This is a genomic window from Caenibacillus caldisaponilyticus, from assembly GCF_002003465.1.
Lineage (GTDB): Bacteria > Bacillota > Bacilli > Bacillales > Sporolactobacillaceae > Caenibacillus > Caenibacillus caldisaponilyticus.
The window spans coordinates 1-20,139 of record NZ_BDDQ01000024.1; the positions used below are offsets into that span (position 1 = coordinate 1).

A 20,139-nucleotide genomic window follows, 5' to 3' on the forward strand; every position below is an offset into this window, starting at 1 on the left:
AAAGAAAGAGGCATACGTGGTATCGGATAACCATTTGAATCGAGAATTTCAAGCCAAAAGACCAAATGAGAAGTGGGTGACGGATATTACGTATCTTCAAAGCAATGGCATCCGATTATATTTATCCGCCATTAAAGACTTATATAACAACGAGATTGTCGCTTATCAAATCAGTCATCGAAATGATGTTAGGCTCGTCATCGATACCGTGAAGTTAGCGATAAAACGAAAAAAAGATGTGTCTGGAATCCTTCTCCATAGTGACCAAGGATTTCAGTACACATCCAGACAATATCACGGACTACTTAAACAATACAATATAAGGGCTAGTATGTCTAGAAAAGGGAATTGTTTAGATAATGCTTGTATGGAAAACTTTTTTAGCCATTTAAAGACAGAATGTATCTATATGCATCAATTTAAAACAGCTGAAGAAATGAAGCAAGCCGTTATACAATATATAGAATTCTACAACAATGAACGGATCCAAACGAAATTAAACAGCTGTAGTCCTAGAGAATATCTGACTACAGCTGCTTAATAAGATCCTTTTTATTTACTGTCTACTTGACAGGGGTAAGTTCAAATCATCGGCTCCTTTTTCATGGCTGGCGGAGCTTTTTTATCCGCCGTTCCTAAGACTTATCGGTTTGATCATTCCTTTTACCTTGGCCGGGCAGGGCGGGTCCGCAACCATCAAGCAGCCCGGTTTACCCGCGCAGCAGGCGGAGACCGTTTAAGATGACGAGCAGCGTGCTGCCTTCATGGCCGATCACCCCGAGCGTCATGGACAGATTCCCGAGCAGGTTGTTGATGATCAATAGGATGATCATCCCGATCGCGAAGGCGATGTTTTGTTTGATGATGCGGTTCATTTTTTTCGAGAGCCGGATCAAGCGGGCGATTTTGGACAAATCGTTTTTGACGAGCACGATGTCCGCCGTCTCCAGCGCGGCGTCCGTGCCGTTGCCCATGGCAATGCCGACGTTCGCCGCTGCGAGCGCGGGGGTATCATTGATGCCGTCCCCGATCATCGCGACGCTCTGATATTTGGCTTTGAGCTCCTTGATGCGCGTCGCTTTATCTTCGGGCAAGCATTCGCTGATGTATTGCGAGACCCCGGCTTCTTTGGCGACGGCGGCCGCCGTTTTTTCATTATCTCCGGTCAGCATGATCGTGCGGATGCCTTCACGATGAATTTCGGCCAGAGCTTCTTTCGCGTTCGGCCGCAAGGTGTCTTTCAAGACCATGCATCCGACGACTTTTTGGTCGATTTCGATGTAGACGGTCGTCCCGCCGTCGGTCCGGACTTCAGGAATCGTCTGCAGGCTTTTAGCGCCGGCTTCGTCGACGAAGCCCGGTTTGCCGATTTTAATCAAGGATTTGCCGACGGTGGCTTCGACGCCGTATCCCGGCACCGTGCGAACGTGTTCGACGGCCACGTCGTTCGGGAAGACGCCTTTTTCTTTGGCGTAGTCGACGATGGCTTCCGCGAGCGGATGGGTCGATTGATGTTCGACGGCCGCGACGGTTTTGAGCACTTCCAAACCATTGGCATCCCCAGCGGTGACGTAGGCGATGACTTCGGGGCGGCCGTTCGTGATCGTTCCGGTTTTATCGAAAGCGATCGCTTTGACCGTGGCGATTTGCCCGAGATGGACGCCGCCTTTAATCAGCAAACCTTGGCGGGCGTCGTAAGCGATCGCCGACAATACGGCCGGCATCGTCGAGGCGACGAGGGCGCACGGCGAGGCGACGACGAGCAAGACCATCGCGCGATAGACGGTTTCGGTCCAGGACCAGCCGAGGGCGAAGGGCGGGGCGATCAGCATGATGAAAACCGCGCCGATGACGGCTTGAACGTAACGGCTTTCCACTTTTTCGATCAACAGTTGGGACGGGACTTTTTCTTCTTGCGCCGTTTGGACGAGCTCGAGAATTTTGCTCAGAAGGGTTTCGGTGCTTTTCTTGGTCACCCGTACCAAGATGCTGCCGCTGACGTTGACGGTTCCCGCCAACACCTTGCCGTCGGGACCGCGGAAAACCGCGATCGATTCGCCGGTGATCGCAGATTCGTTGATCGTCGTTTCCCCGCTGACAATGACGCCGTCCGCCGGGATGCGTTCGCCCGGTTTGACGCGAATGAGGTCGCCGACGTTCAGCGCCTTGACGGAAACCATGCGTTCGCGATCGCCTTGGACGAGGCGGGCCGTCTCCGGTTGCAAGGCCATGAGCTGGGTCAAGGCGCGGGCGTTGCGCTCGGTCGCGTAAGTCTCAAGCGCGCCGCTGAGCGCAAAGATAAAGATGAGAACGGCGCCTTCGAGCCAGTGTCCGATGCAGGCCGCGCCGACGGCGGCGAGCACCATGAGCAATTCGACGTTCAGCGAGCGGTTTTTGATCGTGTCTTCGAACCCTTGTTTCGCCTTGGCGAAGCCGCCGATGAGATAGGCGGCGAGAAAGACTTCCCAAAGGGTTTCCCCGGACGCGCGTTCCGCGGTCCAACCGATTAAAATAAGCAGACCGCTTATGAGAGCCGCGAGCATTTCCCCGTGCTTCTTTAACGCATCACCCAACATCCATCGATTCGGCTGTTTGTTCGTCATCAAACTGATCTCATTCATCCGCAGCCCCTCCTTTTCTAATTGAGAATGATATTCATCGTTAATTTTCCCATTAAGGCTTGATATTAAGGCGTTTTTCGGTTCTTTGGCCATTTCATCTAGATTGTAATTATTATCACTTTTAATTTATTGTTATTATAACATCGAAAAATTTTTTTGTGAAGGGAGGTGCACGGACAACGGAAGAGGGGGGACGAAGGCGGAGACGAAAAACCGGACGGGCTGGAAAAGCACGGCGCCGAGGAATTATAATGGAATAAGTAAGTTGTGTGCGTTGAACTTGGCCGAAGAGCCGGCCTTTTTTCTGAAAAAGGAAGCGGTTTGGCTTCCCGGCCTTCCGGTTCGGGAAGTCCCGAAAAAATAAATGTAGCTTTGACACGTCCGTTTGCTTCAAAAAAGCGGTCCGGTTTTTTCGTGGCATATCGATGGCGCGGCCGGTTTTGCGGGCCGAACGAGGCGATTTGTTGCCCCCTTCGAAAGGCGGATGGCATCCTTGAATGGTCGCCTGATAGGGGACGTGCCGGGCCGGTCACGCCGCAACGGTTTTTCTCCCATTTGTCAAATCCTCGAAAGCGAGGCCTCTTTCATGGACGACACGATGCTATTGATCAGAAAAAGATTCAAACGGTTTTGCGCGGGGCTTTTCTTCGCCTATTTTTCCATGCTGCTTTATATGACGTTATTTACATATAACTATTACGTTTACGGAAAATCGTTCAACTTAATCTTTTTTGGGAGTATTAAATTGATGGCGGAAAGCGGCGATCCGTGGTTGTTTATTCGGAATGTGGTCGGCAACGTCGCCCTGTTTTTCCCGTTCGGTTTTTTCATCCCGGCTTTGTTCCGGCGCGTCCGCCCCTTTCACCGCTGCGCCTTGCTTTCCTTGGCGACGAGTTTGATCATCGAGGCTTGTCAATACGAATTCGCGGAAAGAATTTTTGATGTCGATGACATTCTATTGAACACCCTCGGGGCCATCATCGGCTGGGCGGCGTTCAAGCTGCTTCATCACGTTTTCATTTGGGCGATGAACCGAAAAACCGCCCGATAAAAAAACGGGCGGCGGGTTACCATGCGGGCATGGCGATCGATATGGAATAAAGGGGCCGAGCGAGCGGGACGGAGAATCAGAGGCGGATTTCAAAGGCATCGAAGTGTTCGCCGGCGTCGGTCTCCTCGACCGTCATCTCGGTCACTTTGGCAAACCGTGGGCCTTTCTTGACGGACTCAAGGAAGGCGTTGATATTTTTCTCATCGCCCGTGCACACGCATTCGACGGATCCATCATCGAGGTTTTTGACCCAGCCTTTTATTCCGAGGCGGTCGGCTTCCCCTTTGGTGAAGTAGCGGAATCCGACGCCTTGCACGCGGCCTTTGACGATGATGTGGCACGTTTTTTCCATAGAATCGTCCCTCCTCACATTTCCTGATATTGGACGCGCTTTATGCTCCTCACCTCTATTTTAAACCATTGAGCGCCTGCCGCCGACGACCTTCTTCACTCCGTCACAAGTTTGGCACGCTTTTTTCGGCTATGGATCATCCCGCCTTCATTTCCTTTCCTTTAGTCACCTCGTCCATCCGGTAAAAAAGAAAAAACCCGCCGCTGCGGGGTTGGGATCATTCGTCGCCGATGACGCGCAAAAGGCGTTTTTCCAAAAGCCGCATGCCTTCGCCGCCCGCTTGATAATGGTGGAGGCGACCCTTCGCGTCAAATAGATAATAAGCGGGGACGTATTCATTGCCGAAGGCGTCGGCAAGGGCGTGGCGGTTGTCGATGAAGATCGGTTGCGTGATGTGGTACTTCTCGCCGGCTTCCTTCACTTTTTCGACATCCAAATCTTGTTCCGAACGCGGCATGTGTACGGCGACGACGTTCAGCCTGTCTTTATATTTGTCGCGGAACTCGTTCACCTTCGGCATCACTTCTTTGCATATATGACAGCTCACCGACCAAAAATGGATCAGCGTCGGTTTATCCCCTATGAGCCGGTCCTTGGTTGTCTCGCCGTTCAACCACATCGTCGCGCCGTTGAGTTCCGGCATGTTTTCACGCAAACGCAACATCATCCCCCCTGATGGGTGAAATTGGAATGGACATTCGGTCAGCGCCCGTCGCGTCTCGGCTCGGCATGCCCAATCAGGCCTTGGAAGAAACAACCGAGAAAAGTGAGGAAAAGGGGCGCGGCGATCACGGCAAAGAACATTCCGCCGGAGAACCATTTGATGAAAAGGCCGCCGACGGACGGTCCGATCATGCTTCCGAAGCTGAACGCGGCGCCCGCCAAAATGTTTCCCACGGGCAGAAGCGCCTTCGGCAACAGGTCGCTGACAAACGTCATGCCCATGGAATAAAGGGAGCCGACGCACATGCCCGTGAATAAAAAGATCACCGCCAAGGCGACGGGCGAATGGGCGAGAAAAATGGCCGCGCTGAAGCCGACTGTCCCCAACAAGGTGACCGAAAGCAACACGTTTCGCCGGCCGATTCGGTCGCCGAGCGCGCCCAAGGGAATTTGGGTGATGAGGCTGCCGATGACAAACGCGGGCAGGATAAGCGAAATCGTGTTGACGCTGAAACCGTTCCGCACGGCGAATACCGGAAAGTTGCCGTTTAGGGCCGCTTCGATGACGCCGTAGCTGAAGGTGGCGAAAAGCCCCGACCAAGCGAGCGCCAAAGCCTTTTGATAGCGGATGAATCCGGCAAAACGCCGTCCGGTCGCATCGTCATCGCCGGTGGGATAATCGTTTTTAAGCATGAGCGCTGCGAGGAAAAACAGCGCGCAGACGAGAGCCACGATCAAAAACGGCCAGATGACGCCAAAGCGGACCAAGCGCGTCAAAAGCGGGCCGGCGGCGAAGCCGAGCCCGTAGATAAGCCCGTAGATCGAAAGGTGCCTGCCTTTGCGGTCCGCGGGGGATGAAAACATGATCCAGACTTGGGCGCTGAAATGCAACATGTTGTCGCCGATGCCGATCAACAGCCGCAGCAGAAACCAAATCCAGTACGCGTGAAACGCCGGAAACAGAAGGAGGCAAGCCGCCGTCAGGAACAGACCGCAGGCGAGCACGGGGCGATACCCGAAGCGCCGCAGCGGTTTTTCCATAAAAGGAGAAACAAGGAGTATGCCGATATATAAGGCGCTGGCGTTGAACCCGTTTAAAGCGGCGGGCGTTCCGTCCTGTTCCAAAAGAATCGAGACCAACGGCAACAACATGCCCTGCGCAACCCCAGAGACGAAAACGCTGCCGATAAGGATGATCAATCTGTAGCGCGGTGAATGGATGTTTGGCATAAGATCGGCTCCGTCATGCGTTCGTTGAAAGTATTATCATTATACCTTTTGCCTGACAAATCGTCATGATTTTCGCTATGATGAGAATGACTATGGAGTATGAAAGGATGGGTGTTCATGGAATTGCGATTGCAAGGCGATGCCTACGAAACCGAGACGGCCTTCGGAACGTTGACGGTTTCGTCGGACGAACGGTTCGGTTTCCGTCCTTATCAGCTTATGGTCGCTTCCATTGCGGGGTGCAGCGGCACGGTCATGAAAAAGATTTTGGCGAAAAAACGGATTCCGGTGGAATCGATTCGCATCAACGCGGAAGTGACGCGCAACAAAGAGAAGGCGGATCGAATCGAAGCGATCCATCTGACGTTTACGGTGAAGGCGGACGGCTTGGACCATCGGCAAATGGACAAGATTATGGAGCTGACGCGGAAACATTGCTCCATGGTGCAATCGGTGCAAGACAGCATTCAAATCACGGAATCGTATGAACTGTTGTGACGAGCGGTTTCATGACGGCGGCCGTTGCGGAGGTGGTGAGGAGAGATGGCGCGGCGGATGGATTTTACGACGGGAAACGTCGCGAAACAACTCGTGGCGTTCAGCGTTCCTATTTTTTTGGCCAATTTGCTGCAGACATCGTACCAATTCATCGACAGCCTTTGGGTCGGCAATCTGCTCGGGCGCGACGCGCTCGCCGCGCTTTCGATTTCTTCCCCGGTGATTTTTGCCACGCTTTCTTTCATCATCGGGATCAACAATGCGACCTTAACGGTATTATCGCAAAAGAAGGGCGCCGGTGATGAAGAAGGGCTGCGCGTCGTCCTGAACGATTTTGCATTTGTGCTGGGCGTGATGGCCGTGGCCTCCGGGGTGCTCGGCTTCGTCTTCAGCCGCCCTTTGCTCGCTCTGCTCGGCGCTCCGGAAGCCGTCATGCCGCTTTCGCTGCTTTATTTAAAAATCAATTTTACAGGCATCTTGTTTCTATTCGGCTACAACTTCATCGGCACGGTTCTTCGGGCGCTCGGCGACAGCCGGACGCCGGTGCACTTTGTCTTTCTCGCCGTCGTGTTGAACGCGTTCGCCGCTCCATTCTTCATTCGGATCATGGGCCTCGGCATCGCGGGCGCCGGGCTGGCGACAGTCGCCGCGCAAGGGATCGCGTTTTTATACGGCCTGATTTATTCGATAAAAAAGGCGGGCGTGCCGTTTGAGGTTCCGCGCCCGCCGCGCCTTGACAATTTTAAGCTGCTTATGAAACTCGGCGTGCCTTCCGGGCTGCAAATGTTGGCGATATCCGGGGGTTCCGCGGCGATTACGAGCGTTGCCGCCCGGTTCGGCGAAGACGTCTTGGCCGGGTACGGCGCCTCCGAACGGATCAACAATTTAATCATGATTCCGATTCAGACGCTCGGCATCGCCATGACCAGCATGGCCGGACAGAACATGGGGCTGCGGCGGTTGGACCGCGTCGCCCAAATCGCCAGATACGGCTTGCTGTATAATTTCATCGTTTCGCTCGCCATCGGCGTGTTCGTTTATCTCTTCGCGCCCGTTTTGATCTGCTTGTTCAGCCGCGACGAAGCGGCGACGGATTTCGGTGTCGCTTATCTCAAAGGCGTCGCCCCGTTCTACGTATTTTTGGGCGTCAATTTTGTGTTGAACGGCGTCGTCCGGGCCGCGGGCGCGATGTTGCAAATTCTCGTTTTAAATCTGATCTCGTTCTGGATCTTGCGCTTTCCACTCTCTTATCTTTTCGGGGCGTTTTTTGGCCCGATCGGCATCGCGTACGGCATCGGGACGAGTTTTGTCATCAGCAGCGGATGTGCGGTCGGCTATTATATATGGGGGCGTTGGCGGAACCTCCGCCTGTTTGAAGAGACGAAAGCGCGGTAAAAATCCACGTGCGGGACCGCTCGTCAGGAGCTTTTGAATGCCGCCGGTCTTTTGTTAAGTCCGTTGGCGCACGGCTTTAATGGCCGTTGCGCCGTTATTTTAAAATGAGGAGGAAAAACGATGCATGCTCTCGTCGTCGGGGGAACCGGCATGCTGAAGGACGTCGCCCTATGGTTAAACCGATCGGGATGGACAACCACCGTCGTCGCCAGACGCACGGAACGAATGGATGCCCTGCTCGCCGCCTCTGATGAACCGGAAAACGTGACGCCCGTGCTCGTCGACTGGCATGACGGAAGGATGCTCGCCCGCGCGGTTCGTGAGGCCGCCCGCCGCAACGGGCCTTATGCGCTCGTTGTCTGGTGGATGCACGCGAGCGCGGCCGATTCGGAGCCGTGGCTCCTCCGGGCGATTGGCGAATCGGCGGCCGCGACCTGGCGGCTTTTTCACGTCAAAGGCAGCCGGGCGAGCCTCCCAGGCCAAAATCGCCGCCTGCCGTTGGGAGCCGGTGGCCTTTATCGCGAAGTAATCCTCGGGTTTCAGCTGGAATCGGATGGGACGTCGCGCTGGCTGACCCATCAAGAGATTGCCGGCGGCGTGATCGCCGCGATCGAGCGGGACGACGTGCAGACGATCGTCGGCCGTGTGGACCCCTGGGATCAGCGGCCCGTTTGACCGTCGCTTGGGATGCCCGGTCGATCAAGGTTTCAAACATTGGAAGCAGATATGAAACGGTTTGAACGCCTCTGTTACGTTACAAATCGACCAAACGGCTTCTCCGCCGCTGTGATGATGAAGGCGCCTATTTGGTATTCCGACGCCGGTTGCCGTTCAAGGGCAGCACAGGCCTTCAAATGCGTTGAAATAAAAAAAGATACCCGCCGGAGAAGAAACGGCGGGTTTTGTTCAGCGGCCGCCCCCGTCATTCGTGAACCGGAAACCACTTGGGCGATTTGAAGAGCGCATAGGCGGCAACGATGCCAATGGCAAGGATGATCGCTTCCGTCACCCAAATGGAGGAGATCAGGCCGGTCTGGTAAAGGGCGGGAATAAAATCGATGACGGCGTGCAAGCCGATCGCGAGGAACAAGAATTTCACCGCATGGCGTCGGATCGAAAGCAGGACGATGAGCGAATAGACGAGTTGCAGGATCACGGCGACGATGCGTTCGATGCCTCCCACGAAATAAACGGCGAAGCCTTGAGACAAAAAATGTTCCTTAATTTCCGCGAGCTTCTCCGGGGTGACTTGCGAACCGACGACATCGGCGAGCGTCCCGGCATTGATGAGATGCGCGAAGAGAATGGCGTTCAAACCGGCAAAGCCTCCGACCAGGATCGCCTCAATGCCTCCGTGGCCGACGCCGTACGACAGGCCGTCCCAGTATCCCTGCTTGTCTTTTAAGAACCATTTCATGCCGATGTAGCGGCCGATCTCTTCAAAGATGCCGGCGGCAAGCCCGGCGTAAAAAACGAAAGCCCACGGGCTTTCCGTCCACTTGAGGGACGTGCCGTCCGCATCGACCATCGCTCCGTGAAGCAGTTTTTCAAGCACTTGCGCAAAGAGGATGAAAATAAAAATCCCGATCCCGAACGCTTTCCACGTCAGCTTCTTTTTCATGTACAAGTAAATGAACAACCCGACAGGAAATCCGACGGATAAAATGATCTCCAGGACCATGCCGGTCAAGGCGCCTTGTCCGACCATTCGTTTCCACCTTTCCATTATTTTCGGCCGCAAGCCTTCGATCTATTATATGATAACATCTTTTCTTCCCCGATGACGGATAATTCTCTTTTCGGACGAAAAAAATAGAAGCGAATCCGTCCTTTCCTCATGCGATACACCTATCTTGCCACGCGATTCCGGAAAACAAGGAGGCCAAGTGATGAAAGCAATCCTCGCCGCCGTTTTGTCGGCGTTTTTGCTCGCGAGCCCCGCGGCCGCGAAGGAACCGCCCGTGCCGCCGCGCGGCGGGAACCAAGAGGTGCCGGAAAAACCGAAACCGCCGGCGGAAAAGCCTAAAGAGGCGGAACGCGGTGAGCCGGGCGCTTCCATTGAAGTCCCCAAATCGGTCATCGACATCTCGAAGGCGAACACGTATCCCAATCCGAACGAAAACGCGCCGGAACTGCAACCGAGCCCGCTGACGAAGGCGCTTCTGAAGACCGCGAATGTCCCGATCGAAAACCCGATGCTCATCCGGATGTTAAACGAATCCGTCATCCATCCGTCCAAGTTTTCCATCGGCTATCGGGCCCGGGTTTATCTCGGTAAATGGCCGTTGAATTATCAATCAAACAAAACCTCCGTCAATTGGGAGTATAAAAAGGTGAATGAAAACCGGCTGGACAATCGCGGTTCCGAACAACTCCAGACCATGAGTTACCGGCAAGAGCGGCAAATCAAAGTGACGGGCGGATTGACGGCGCGCGTCCCCGATCAAAGAGAAGTGATGCAACTCATGTTAATGAAAGCCGCAAAAGAGACGGACTTGCCGATCGCTTTTTCTACGGTCGTCGGGGTGGGGACGAAAATCGATCGTTATTACAATGTTCAACCGAAAAAAGTCGGCTATTTGAGCGGTTATGTGCCCGCCGTCAACGAAAAAGGCAAAGTGACTTACGGGGAAGTTTATCTCGTCCTCGACGGCGGCAACAAGCGCTTGGAAGTGAAAAACGTCATGCAACAAGGCATCGGCGCGTGGATTCCGGTGCAAGATTACATCGCATTGAGATATCATGTCGCCAATTGAATCGCCGCATCGATGAGCCCGGCGTTCCGCGGAGCGCCGGGTTCGCCTTTTCGCGCACCGTTGCGAAAGCGGGTCTTTCGAAGGTTTCGCCATCCCTTTCTTCGGACATAGAACGGCGGGCCCAAGGCCATCCTATCCGTGAGGAGGAGGTTGTCTATGCGCAAATTTTTCATCGGGGCGATCATCGTGTTCACGGCCGCTTTCCTTCGGCCCGACGTGATGTGCGCCGCCGATTGGTATTTCAAGCCGAGCCAAAACCATCAACCGTCCACGACCGAACCCGAATATGAGGCGCTGCTGAAGCAATACCACGGCCTCTGGATCGGGGATACGAACAAAAAAGTCTTGTACTTAACCTTCGACTGCGGCTATGAAGCCGGTTATACCGACGACATCTTGGATGTTTTAAAACGAAAGAAAGTGCCGGCCGCGTTCTTTATCACCGGGCACTATATCCGTTCACAGCCCGACCTCGTCCGGCGGATGGTCCGGGAAGGCCACATCGTCGGCAATCACTCGTGGGGGCACCCCGATCTCACGAAAATCGGCGATGCGGAGTACCAGAAGGAAATCAAAAAACTTGAGCGCGCTTACGAATCGGTGACCGGGCGCCATGACATGAAATATTTGCGCCCGCCGCGCGGCGTTTTCGACGAGCGTTCGTTGAAATTGGCCGAGGAATTGGGGTATACGAGCGTCTTTTGGTCGTTCGCTTACAAGGACTGGGTAAGAGGCGATGAAAAAGGAGCGGACTACGCTTACCAAAACATCATGAAGCGGATCCATCCCGGCGCCATTCTCTTGCTGCACGCGGTTTCCAAAGATAATGCCGAAGCTTTGGGCCGCGTCATCGACGACTTGAAAAAAGACGGTTATCAATTCCGCAGCCTTGATGATTTGATGGTGCATGATTCCATGCCTCATTTGGGTTGGTAAAACCCGCCGCCGCACGGCGGGTTTTATTTGCGGCGCAGGGAGGACGTGAACCGATCCATGGGGATTGGAGCACCGGAAAAAATTTTAATGAACACAATCCACATGGTTATCCCCAATATGCATCTGCATCCCGTCATGAAAAACAAGCTTTATCCACATTATCCACAAAGATATGAACAGTTGTCCCCAAAATTTATCCAAAGGCGAAGCCCAATCCCCACAATAGTTCACAGCTTTTATACACATATCCACAGGAATGTTGACAAAATCCCCTGTTTATGCTAAATTCCCCTTTTTATTTCGGCCATTGTTGCATATGAAGGATGAGCCCAAAAAAGAACCGAGCCCCGCATCACCCATTGGGCGCCTGTGCATATGATGCAGTACCAAAGGTGGTGAGCAAATGGATAAAGATGTTGCCGTGGCGGCAAAAAGTTTGATCGCGCATGAAAAGCCGAAACGGGAAGCGCCCAACCGCTATCGCTCGTTGACGCTCGCCTCGCCGCTGTTGATTCTTCTCTTATGGGAATGCCTGTCGAGATTATCGCTCATTGATGCGCGTTTCTTTCCGCCGCCTTCTTCGATTGTTGCCGAATTTTTCCGCCTTGTGGCGACGGGAGAAATCGCCAGCCATGTGGCCGTCAGTTTGTACCGGATCGTCGGCGGGTTTCTCCTCGGCGTCGTTCCCGGCATCGTCATCGGTTTGTGCATCGGGATGTATCGGCCGATTCGTTTTGCGCTCTACCCGCTCATTATGGCGTTGATGCCGATTCCGACGCTTGCGCTGATGCCGATCATTATCCTCGTCTTCGGCATCAACGATTTTTCCAAGATGATCACGATCGCCGGGAGCGTCTTTTTCCCGGTCGTCATCAACACGGCCGCGGGCGTTCGGAACATCGATCCGGTTTTCATCGACGTGGCGAAAAATTATGGCGCGAAAACAAAGGATTATTTTTTTAAAATCGCGCTGCCCGGGGCTATGCCGGTCATGATCGAAGGCATTCAGATGGGGCAAGCGATCGCGCTTCTCACCATCGTGGCCGCCGAAATGATTGGGGCAAATTCCGGCATTGGTTATTTGATTTGGACGGATTACAAAGCTTTTGTTTTGAAAGGCATGTATGTCGGGCTCGTTTTGATCTCGTTTTTCGGCTATTTCTTCTCGCTGTTGCTGCGCTGGCTGGAGAAGAAACTCGTGCCGTGGCAGAGATAGCGGTCCTCAAGGAGGTCGGGTTGCCATGAATCCGGATGTGAAGATCCGTGTGGAAGGCTTGACGAAGCTGTTTTTTAAGAAAAAAGTCGGTGTCTGCGCATTGGATCGCGTCTCTTTTGAAGTCAAGAACGGTGAATTCGTCTCGCTGATCGGGCCGAGCGGCTGCGGGAAAACGACGCTGCTCCGCATTCTCGCCGGGTTGGAGGAGGCGAGCGCCGGGACGTATGAACTCGTTCGGGACGATCCAAATAAACCGTTGCAATCGATGATCTTTCAGGAAAGAGGCGTGATTCCTTGGATGACCGTGGAAGAAAACGTCGCGTTTGGCTTGCGCCTGCGCCATGCGCCCAAGGCCGAAATCAAAGAGCGGACGGAATATTATTTGAATAAAGTCGGGCTTTGGGAGTTTCGCCGCCATTACCCGTCGGAAATCTCTGGGGGAATGAAGCAAAGGGTGAGCATTGCTCGCGCGTTCGCCAACGACCCGGAAATCTTATTCATGGATGAACCGTTCGCCGCGATCGACGAACAAAACAAGTTCATCTTGCAGGAAGAATTGTTAAGCATCTGGGAAGAGACGCACAAGACGGTCTTGTTCATCACGCACAGCATCGACGAAGCGCTCCTTCTCAGCGACCGCATTCTCCTCATGAGCCGCCAGCCCGGACGGATCGTCCGTGAAAAGACGATCGATTTGCCCCGTCCGCGCCGGATCACCGCGGTTCGCGCCAATCCGGAGATGGCTGAGGCGTTCGTCGATATTTGGAACCACTTGCAAAACGCCGTGCGCGGTTCGGCGTTGGAGAGGCGCGACGAATGGGCCCTCGAACCGATTTGATGGGGAACATTTTGGCATGACCGGGAAAGCAATGGGAACGGGAGGTTAACCAGTTGTTTAAAAAAGGGTTTGCGGTGTTATGGCTGTTGCCGCTGCTCGCACTTGTGATCGCCGGGTGCGCGTCGGGAAATAAAGACGCAGAAGAGCGCCCGGCCAAGGGCGGAGAACAGGCGGACAATACGCCGGTCAACGGCGATCTGCCCCCGCTTAAAAAGCCGGCAACCGTCGTCATCGCTGAAGACGGCGCGGCGTCGGGGGCCGGGTTTTACATCGCGACGGAAAAAGGATATTTTAAAGACTATAACATTGAGGTGAAGTACGCGAAGTTTTCCAACAGCGACGATATGATGCCGGCGCTAGCGGCCGGAAAAATAGATGTGGCCGGCGGGATTTCCTCGGCATCGTTTTTCAACTCCATCGCACAGGGCATCGACGTGAAGATGATCGCCGACAAGGGCCACAACTTAAAGGGCCAATCCTATTTTTCTTTTGTCATCCGCAAGGATTTAAAGGATAAAGTCAAAAGCTACAATGATTTTAAGGGATTGAAAGTGGCGGTATCGACGAAAAACGCCGTGGACGATTATATGTTTGAGCAAATGCTTCGCCATGCCGGACTCAAACGGAGCGACGTCCAGTTTGTGCTCATGTCGGATTTCGGCAACATGATCGCCGCCATGAAGAGCAAGTCCATTGATGCCGCCCTCCAGATCGAACCGCTGATCACCAAGGGCGAGGCCGACGGGGTGCACGTCCGTTTCGGCGACGCGACCGACTATGCGCCGAAAGCGCAAATCGCCATGGTGCTCGGGTCGCCGAAGTTTGTGGACGATCGGCCCGATGTGGCGCTGCGTTTCATGTTGGCCTATTTAAAAGGCGTCCGCGATTATAATGACGCCTTCGTCAAAGGGACGGGGGACAAAGCCGAGATCATTCGCATCATGACGAAATACACGGCGTTGAAAGACCCGAAAATATGGGAAAACGTCGGCATCACCGGACTCGATCCGAACGGCCGAATGTTTGTTGATGATATCAAAAAGCAGTATGAGTGGTATAAAGCGCGGGGCGGCATTATCGGCGACGTCGATCTCGATAAAGCGATCGACACGTCGCTGGCCGAAAAAGCCGTCAAGATTCTCGGCGAATATAAATGAAAAAGCAAGGCGAGACATGAACGGGCCCACATCCCCGTTCATGTTTCGCTTTAATGACTTTTGAGCGCCGGCATGGAATCGGCCTTGTTTACATAGAAATAAAGTCTTGCGCATGGTTTTTGCCCGCATCCGCCGGTGTGCGCATCCCTTCCAAAAATCCCGCTTTTTTGTGGCAACCGATGGGGAGGATGCCGGGACAAGGCGGGACAGGTCCATCTTGCTTTGTCAGTCGGCGTCTTTCATGGCGCGGCGATCGGCGGCTTCCATGCGTTTTCGCGCTTCCCAATCGTCCTCGTCGAGAGGCAATCCGTAGTGAATGTCTGCGGCGCGGGCGATCGGTTCGCGAGGTTTCTCCGCTTTGCCTTTGCTCTTTTTCCCCTTGCTCACGGTCAAGCCCCCTTTAATGTTTGGCGCGCTCGTAGGCGCGGTCGGCTCTCTTAAATTCATGCCGGTAAAGCACGGACTGCGTTTTGTTCAGCACCCAATCATCCCGGAGTTCGGGCTTTTTCTTGGCCATGATCGATCCCTTTCTTGTGGTGAATTAGGCGGGCGCCGCATGGGGCGACAGGCCCGTTTGCGGCCCCCGTCCATTTTCAGACTGTCCCGTTGTGAGCGATTTTAATCGCCGCAAATCGGCGCGCCGTTTCGGATGGAATGGCGCAATCGCCGGTGGCTGCGCGCCGGCTTTTCCGCTAAAAATATAAAAACCCGCCGGTTCGGCGGGCGGTTTACGCTTCGCGCAATTCAGGTTCGGGAAGCATAAAGCATTCGCGCTGTTGTTTGTAAGCGAGATAGCGGTCTTTGGACACTTCATACAAATCGTAGCGTTGGCCGTTTTCATTTCGGTTTATTTCGGTGTAAACGTCTGGATAGAGTTGGTTGGCGAGGCGGACGTAAGGCAGTTTCAGAGCGGCTTTTTGTGAGCGGATATTGTCTTGGCGGATGCGCATGAAAATCGTATGGATGGCGGTGGTGGTGAAGACTTCCGTGAAGAACCCGTCTTTGGCTTTCTGATTGTAGCCTTTGCCAAAGTAAGGTTTGCCGATCCATGTGCCAAGAAATCCGGTTCCGTCTTTTATGTCGAAAAGCGTGATCGTGCCGATCGGTTGCCCCCATTCATCGGTAATCGTCCGGGAGATCAGCTCTTGCCTCTCTTCCTGTTCGATCGTTTGCTTGGTGATGAACATGAATTCATCCACCGTCCCGGCTTTCTGACGGACGTAAGGAAAAACCGCGGGATCGATCAAGTATTCAAACAGTGCGCCACAATCGGCCAATTCGCGTTTCTTTAACATGCGGATACCTCCTAGAGGGCGAACCCAGAATCATTAAAGATCAAGAAGTGAACCGGGGTGGGAATCGAACCCACTAGAACCAAAGAAACTTTGGTGGCGCACCAATTGCCTTCCCGTGTATTCAAAGAGTCAATGAACCGAACAGTGCCGGGTGAAATCGGTTTGACATGGTTTCCGATCTGTTATCGGTCTATGAAACTTATAACGCTGAATTCCAGAACAGTATAGCCGATTTTTTGGGCGTTGAAAATAGCTTTTTTTTGCCGCGCAGAGCTGAAATATGTCAAATTTTTTACCATAAGAGACATTTTAATCGACAGGGTGCTTCTTCAGTTGAGGGCGAACAGCAAAGCGTCATGGGGGGATGTGCGGGGAGTTTTTGCGCCGCTTGGCCATCGCAGTCGGCCGTCCCGGTTTTCAAGGGACGGACGTTCCGTTAAGATAAAAGGGGACAAGGTGGTCGTGTCATGATTAAAATCCAAAAAATTAGCGTGCACGCCAAAAAGAAACATTATTATAGCATTTCGTTCGAGGCGGACGACGGGACGACCGGAAGCGCCGACGTGCATGAAGACGTGCTGGTCGCCATGGGCTTGCGCAAAGGCCTGGAGTTGGAGGATGAGGCGTTTCAGCAGATCGTGGCGGCGGAAAAACGCCATGAAGCCTATCGGGCGGCGCTCCGCTATCTCGGCGTCCGGATGCGGACGGTGGCAGAAACCGAGAGTTACCTGCGGCAAAAGGGCTACCAACCGCCCGACATCCGCTATGCGATCGAGCGTTTGCTCGAGGAAAAGCTGCTGGATGATCGCGCTTTTGCCCAGATGTTCGTGCGTTCCCGCATGCGCACGACGACCAAAGGGCCGGCGCTCATTTCCAGAGAACTTGAACAAAAAGGGATCTCGCGTTCCGATCGGGAGGCGGCGCTCGCTGAATACACGTTTGAAGCGCAACTTGAAAATGCCCGGAAGTTCGCCGAGAAAAAGCGGGCGGCCTCGCCGCGGCTGTCGGCCGCTGAGGAAAAGAGGAGGATCGCCGTGGCGCTCGCGCAAAGAGGCTTTGACCGCGATGTCATTTCGGACGTCATGGGGAATTGGCCCGAACGGGATGAGGAAACGGAGTGGCAAGCGTTGATCGCCCAGGCCGGGAAAATCGCCGCGAAAACCCGCGAAGCCGATGAACGGAAACGGCGTTATAAAATCAAAGCCCAACTTTATCGCAAAGGGTTTTCCCCGGATCTGATCGAACGCTATCTCAATGGATTTGAGGAGTAGGATAGGGCATTTAGTATAAATTGAGGAAGGTTGTTCATATGGAAAAAAGATACAGTCAAATGACGCCGGAAGAGTTGCGCCGGGAAATCTCCGAATTAAAAGTCAAAGCGCAGCGCGCCGAACAAATGGGGATGATTAACGAAGTCGCCGTCTATGAAAGGAAGATGGCGATGGCCGAGGCTTATTTAATGGATCCGAAGGCCTTCAAAAAAGGCGAGGTTTATAAGATTAAATACAGCGATGCCGCCCCGTTTACGATTGCTTATATGAAAGGCGTGTTCGCCTGGGGGCACCACGAAGGTTCCGATGAATGGGCCGCTTACCCCATCTCTTTATTGGAAAAATACGAGGGTCGTTAAAGGCGATCGTTGAAGCGAGGCCGAAAAAAACATCCATCCCGGCCACAGACCGACCATCTCCACAAAAAGCAAAAAAGCGGTCGGTCTTTTTGTCGATTTGCCAAAAAGCGCGGCGCGCAGAATCCGGCCGCCCATTGAGCGAAAAACGGCTTTCTCATGGCGGGGCAGATCAATCGCTGGTGCTCACATTCGGTACGAGCTTCCTTTCCAGTTTCTCCGTATTGTAAATCCATCCGGTATAGGAAGAGAGAAGGTTTAAACGGCGGTCGGCGCGCGCGACGGCGACGAACGGATAATGACCGCTCTTATAATAGCGAAGGTCCGTCAAACGCAGTTCATAATAATCTCCGTATTCGATAAAGTCATAGCGGTAGATGGGCGAAAAAGACAAGAACGCCGCGACGTTTTTATCGGACAATAAAACCGGGATCGCCGGATGGTCGGGGAGCGCTGCCTTTATAAAAGTATCGATCACCCGGATGCGGCGGCCGCTCACTATGCCGACGTAATAATGGTGTTCGCCGATCGCGGCCAGATGGTAGGCATGCCAGCGCATCGTCGGTGAAAGAAAAATTTTCTCCAGCCCTTTGATTTGTTGTTTGACGAGATTCACGGCGCGCCGATGATGGCGGGCACGCAGGAAATAATAGCCGATGAGGAGAGCGTAAACCGCGAGAAAGGTCGGACCGGGGCGGCCGAAGAGATACCATAGGACAAATCCCGCGAGGTGCGCTCCCGTGATGAACGGATCAAAAATGCTGATCATATCGAGGGCAATCCATCGATTGGAAAAAGGGCGCAGCGCTTGTGTGCCATAGGCGTTAAAGAGATCGGTGCCGACGTGGACAACGACAGCAAGACAGGTCCATAGCCAAAGATGGAGCGCGCTTGCTTCGGGAAAGAACGGATGCAGGCCCGCCGTAATGAACGTCGGCCATAACACCGTCGCCGGCAGGGCATGGGTGACGCCGCGATGGTGCCGGATGTAGGTCGCGTTGTCTTTTAGTTTGAGCAAGGTATCGATGTCGGGGATGACGGAGCCGATCATCGTCCCGCATAAGACGGCCTCGAAGGAAGCGGCGTTTTGAGCGAGGGCGGGGTCGAGCGTCGATAGGCCGACGAGTCCGGCGCCCATGATGACGTGTGTTCCGGTGTCCATCGGTAGCCTTCCTCCCTCGTTTGGACAAGATGGATGCAAAGTGCTCATGATGATGCCGATCCGGCAGAGGGCGGCGCCCCGGCGCCCGTTTAGAGCATGCCGCGCCGGACCGTGCGGCCGCCCCAAAGTGCCGGATGCCCCGTTTTGCCGGCGGATCCGATGGATCGTTCCTCCCAATGCTTGCATACGAAGATGAATCCACAGGAGACGGCCATGATGACGACAGACAAACGTGCTTTACAAACCGCGTTATTGGAATGGTATACCGAGAATAAGCGCGATCTTCCGTGGCGGAAGACGAAAAACCCCTATTATATTTGGGTTTCAGAAGTCATGCTCCAACAGACCCAAGTTGATACAGTTATTCCCTATTATGAACGTTTTATTACCCGCTTTCCGACGATGCATGATTTGGCGCGCGCCCCGGAGGAAGAAGTGCTCAAAGCGTGGGAAGGGCTGGGCTACTATTCCCGGGCGCGCAACTTGCAGCAAGGCGTGCGCGAAGTCGTGGAAAAATACGGCGCGCGCATTCCTGACGACCATGAACAATTGCTGAAAGTCAAAGGCGTCGGTCCCTATACGGCCGGTGCCATTATGAGCATCGCGTACAACCGGGCGGTGCCGGCGGTGGACGGCAATGTGATGCGCGTCGCCGCCCGCCTGTTTCGCATCGCCGAGGATATCGCCAAAGCGAAAACCCGGCGGCTGATCGAAAACGTGATAGCCGAGTACATCCCGGAGGACGGCGCGTCGGATTTCAATCAAGCGGTGATGGAATTAGGGGCGCTGATTTGCAAACCGAAAAATCCGCGGTGTGAGGTGTGTCCGCTTGCCTTTTGCTGTCGGGCAAAGGCGGCAGGCGAGCAAGAACTGTATCCCGTTAAAACGCGCAAGGCGGGAAAGAAATCGCTGCACTATGCGGTTGCCGTCGTTTGCGACGAAATGGGCCGGGTGTTGATCCGCAAGCGGCCCGATGACGGGCTTCTGGCTGGGCTATGGGAATTTCCGATGGTTTTGCTGGAGAGCGGAGAGAATGGCGCGGAACAAGTCAGCGCCTATTTCGAGCAAACCTATGGATGCCGCCCGTCCCTGACGCCGACGGAGACCACGCTGACGCACGTTTTCAGCCATTTGACGTGGCGGCTCGATGTTTTTCTCGGGCGCGTCGGCGCGGAGGACGTGGTGTTTAAAAGCGCCCGTGACCGCCTGGAAACCAAAGAAGACCTCAAGCGTTACGCCTTTTCCGCTCCGCATCAGAAAATCCGGCGGCTATTCCTCGATCAGTAGGCGGCGTATGGCGCTTTTACATAAAAATTTTGCCATTGGTTACATTAATGATCGT

At 54.0% G+C, this 20,139-nt stretch carries 22 protein-coding genes; 13 read left to right on the forward strand and 9 right to left on the reverse strand.

Annotated elements, in window-relative coordinates:
* A partial coding sequence (locus tag CCB157_RS07930; protein WP_143286971.1) for an IS3 family transposase occupies positions 1–541 on the forward strand: 541 nt, incomplete at its 5' end.
* Between the two features lie 169 nt (positions 542–710).
* On the opposite strand, the gene CCB157_RS07935 is transcribed toward CCB157_RS07930, so the two are convergent.
* Complete coding sequence (locus CCB157_RS07935; protein ID WP_077615378.1) at positions 711–2,621, reverse strand: heavy metal translocating P-type ATPase; 1,911 nt, start codon at positions 2,619–2,621, stop codon at positions 711–713.
* 586 nt (positions 2,622–3,207) lie between these two features.
* Between CCB157_RS07935 and CCB157_RS07940 the strand changes: the two genes are divergently transcribed.
* Positions 3,208–3,672 carry a VanZ family protein gene (locus tag CCB157_RS07940; protein ID WP_238594638.1) on the forward strand — a complete coding sequence of 155 codons (465 nt, stop codon included), beginning with the start codon at positions 3,208–3,210 and terminating at the stop codon, positions 3,670–3,672.
* 76 nt (positions 3,673–3,748) lie between these two features.
* Here CCB157_RS07940 and yccX read toward each other — a convergent pair whose 3' ends face one another.
* The 3 genes from yccX to CCB157_RS07955 all read right to left on the reverse strand — a co-directional run bounded on the left by yccX (position 3,749) and on the right by CCB157_RS07955 (position 5,917).
* On the reverse strand, positions 3,749–4,024 hold the full coding sequence (gene yccX, locus CCB157_RS07945; RefSeq protein ID WP_077615379.1) for an acylphosphatase: 276 nt from the start codon (positions 4,022–4,024) through the stop codon (positions 3,749–3,751).
* A 217-nt stretch (positions 4,025–4,241) separates the two neighbouring features.
* The gene (locus CCB157_RS07950) at positions 4,242–4,685 is read right to left on the reverse strand and encodes a TlpA family protein disulfide reductase (protein ID WP_077615409.1); all 444 of its coding nucleotides are present in this window, start codon (positions 4,683–4,685) and stop codon (positions 4,242–4,244) included.
* 41 nt (positions 4,686–4,726) lie between these two features.
* Positions 4,727–5,917, reverse strand: a complete 1,191-nt coding sequence (locus CCB157_RS07955) for an MFS transporter (RefSeq protein ID WP_077615380.1) — start codon at positions 5,915–5,917, stop codon at positions 4,727–4,729.
* A 117-nt stretch (positions 5,918–6,034) separates the two neighbouring features.
* Between CCB157_RS07955 and CCB157_RS07960 the strand changes: the two genes are divergently transcribed.
* The 3 genes from CCB157_RS07960 (at position 6,035) to CCB157_RS07970 (ending at position 8,485) form a co-directional block, all read left to right on the forward strand.
* Entirely contained in the window at positions 6,035–6,415 is a 381-nt protein-coding gene (locus CCB157_RS07960; protein WP_077615381.1) for an OsmC family protein, read from the forward strand.
* A 45-nt stretch (positions 6,416–6,460) separates the two neighbouring features.
* Positions 6,461–7,810 carry an MATE family efflux transporter gene (locus CCB157_RS07965; protein WP_077615382.1) on the forward strand — a complete coding sequence of 450 codons (1,350 nt, stop codon included), beginning with the start codon at positions 6,461–6,463 and terminating at the stop codon, positions 7,808–7,810.
* 120 nt (positions 7,811–7,930) lie between these two features.
* Entirely contained in the window at positions 7,931–8,485 is a 555-nt protein-coding gene (locus tag CCB157_RS07970) for a Rossmann-fold NAD(P)-binding domain-containing protein (protein WP_077615383.1), read from the forward strand.
* Between the two features lie 247 nt (positions 8,486–8,732).
* Here CCB157_RS07970 and CCB157_RS07975 read toward each other — a convergent pair whose 3' ends face one another.
* Positions 8,733–9,518, reverse strand: a complete 786-nt coding sequence (locus CCB157_RS07975; RefSeq protein WP_077615384.1) for a YhfC family intramembrane metalloprotease — start codon at positions 9,516–9,518, stop codon at positions 8,733–8,735.
* 181 nt (positions 9,519–9,699) lie between these two features.
* On the opposite strand from CCB157_RS07975, the gene CCB157_RS07980 reads away from it, so the two are divergent.
* The 5 genes from CCB157_RS07980 (at position 9,700) to CCB157_RS08000 (ending at position 14,713) form a co-directional block, all read left to right on the forward strand.
* Positions 9,700–10,566 (forward strand): YfkD famly protein, encoded by an 867-nt coding sequence (locus CCB157_RS07980; RefSeq protein WP_077615385.1) that lies wholly within the window; start codon positions 9,700–9,702, stop codon positions 10,564–10,566.
* Between the two features lie 156 nt (positions 10,567–10,722).
* Positions 10,723–11,502 (forward strand): delta-lactam-biosynthetic de-N-acetylase, encoded by a 780-nt coding sequence (gene pdaA / locus CCB157_RS07985; RefSeq protein ID WP_077615386.1) that lies wholly within the window; start codon positions 10,723–10,725, stop codon positions 11,500–11,502.
* Between the two features lie 403 nt (positions 11,503–11,905).
* Positions 11,906–12,718: an ABC transporter permease gene (locus tag CCB157_RS07990; RefSeq protein WP_077615387.1), complete on the forward strand. Its 813-nt coding sequence runs from the start codon at positions 11,906–11,908 to the stop codon at positions 12,716–12,718.
* Positions 12,719–12,743: 25 nt separating this feature from the next.
* Positions 12,744–13,556, forward strand: a complete 813-nt coding sequence (locus CCB157_RS07995; protein WP_077615388.1) for an ABC transporter ATP-binding protein — start codon at positions 12,744–12,746, stop codon at positions 13,554–13,556.
* A 53-nt stretch (positions 13,557–13,609) separates the two neighbouring features.
* Positions 13,610–14,713: an ABC transporter substrate-binding protein gene (locus CCB157_RS08000; RefSeq protein WP_077615389.1), complete on the forward strand. Its 1,104-nt coding sequence runs from the start codon at positions 13,610–13,612 to the stop codon at positions 14,711–14,713.
* 225 nt (positions 14,714–14,938) lie between these two features.
* Here the strand turns inward: CCB157_RS08000 and CCB157_RS17605 are convergent, their stop codons facing one another.
* From CCB157_RS17605 to CCB157_RS08005, 3 genes are all read right to left on the reverse strand, one after another.
* Positions 14,939–15,100 carry a hypothetical protein gene (locus tag CCB157_RS17605; RefSeq protein ID WP_158077248.1) on the reverse strand — a complete coding sequence of 54 codons (162 nt, stop codon included), beginning with the start codon at positions 15,098–15,100 and terminating at the stop codon, positions 14,939–14,941.
* Positions 15,101–15,113: 13 nt separating this feature from the next.
* Positions 15,114–15,230 (reverse strand): YfhE family protein, encoded by a 117-nt coding sequence (locus CCB157_RS17280; protein ID WP_143286973.1) that lies wholly within the window; start codon positions 15,228–15,230, stop codon positions 15,114–15,116.
* A 211-nt stretch (positions 15,231–15,441) separates the two neighbouring features.
* The gene (locus CCB157_RS08005; RefSeq protein WP_077615390.1) at positions 15,442–16,008 is read right to left on the reverse strand and encodes a GNAT family N-acetyltransferase; all 567 of its coding nucleotides are present in this window, start codon (positions 16,006–16,008) and stop codon (positions 15,442–15,444) included.
* Between the two features lie 467 nt (positions 16,009–16,475).
* On the opposite strand from CCB157_RS08005, the gene CCB157_RS08010 reads away from it, so the two are divergent.
* Both CCB157_RS08010 and CCB157_RS08015 read left to right on the forward strand, forming a co-directional pair.
* Positions 16,476–17,279 carry a RecX family transcriptional regulator gene (locus tag CCB157_RS08010; protein ID WP_077615391.1) on the forward strand — a complete coding sequence of 268 codons (804 nt, stop codon included), beginning with the start codon at positions 16,476–16,478 and terminating at the stop codon, positions 17,277–17,279.
* 38 nt (positions 17,280–17,317) lie between these two features.
* A complete protein-coding gene (locus CCB157_RS08015) occupies positions 17,318–17,638 on the forward strand; it encodes a YfhH family protein (protein ID WP_077615392.1) in 321 nt (106 codons plus the stop codon).
* A gap of 169 nt (positions 17,639–17,807) precedes the next feature.
* On the opposite strand, the gene CCB157_RS08020 is transcribed toward CCB157_RS08015, so the two are convergent.
* Entirely contained in the window at positions 17,808–18,797 is a 990-nt protein-coding gene (locus tag CCB157_RS08020) for a metal-dependent hydrolase (RefSeq protein ID WP_077615393.1), read from the reverse strand.
* Between the two features lie 216 nt (positions 18,798–19,013).
* On the opposite strand from CCB157_RS08020, the gene mutY reads away from it, so the two are divergent.
* A complete protein-coding gene (gene mutY / locus CCB157_RS08025) occupies positions 19,014–20,084 on the forward strand; it encodes an A/G-specific adenine glycosylase (protein WP_238594639.1) in 1,071 nt (356 codons plus the stop codon).
* The last annotated feature ends 55 nt before the right edge of the window (positions 20,085–20,139 follow it).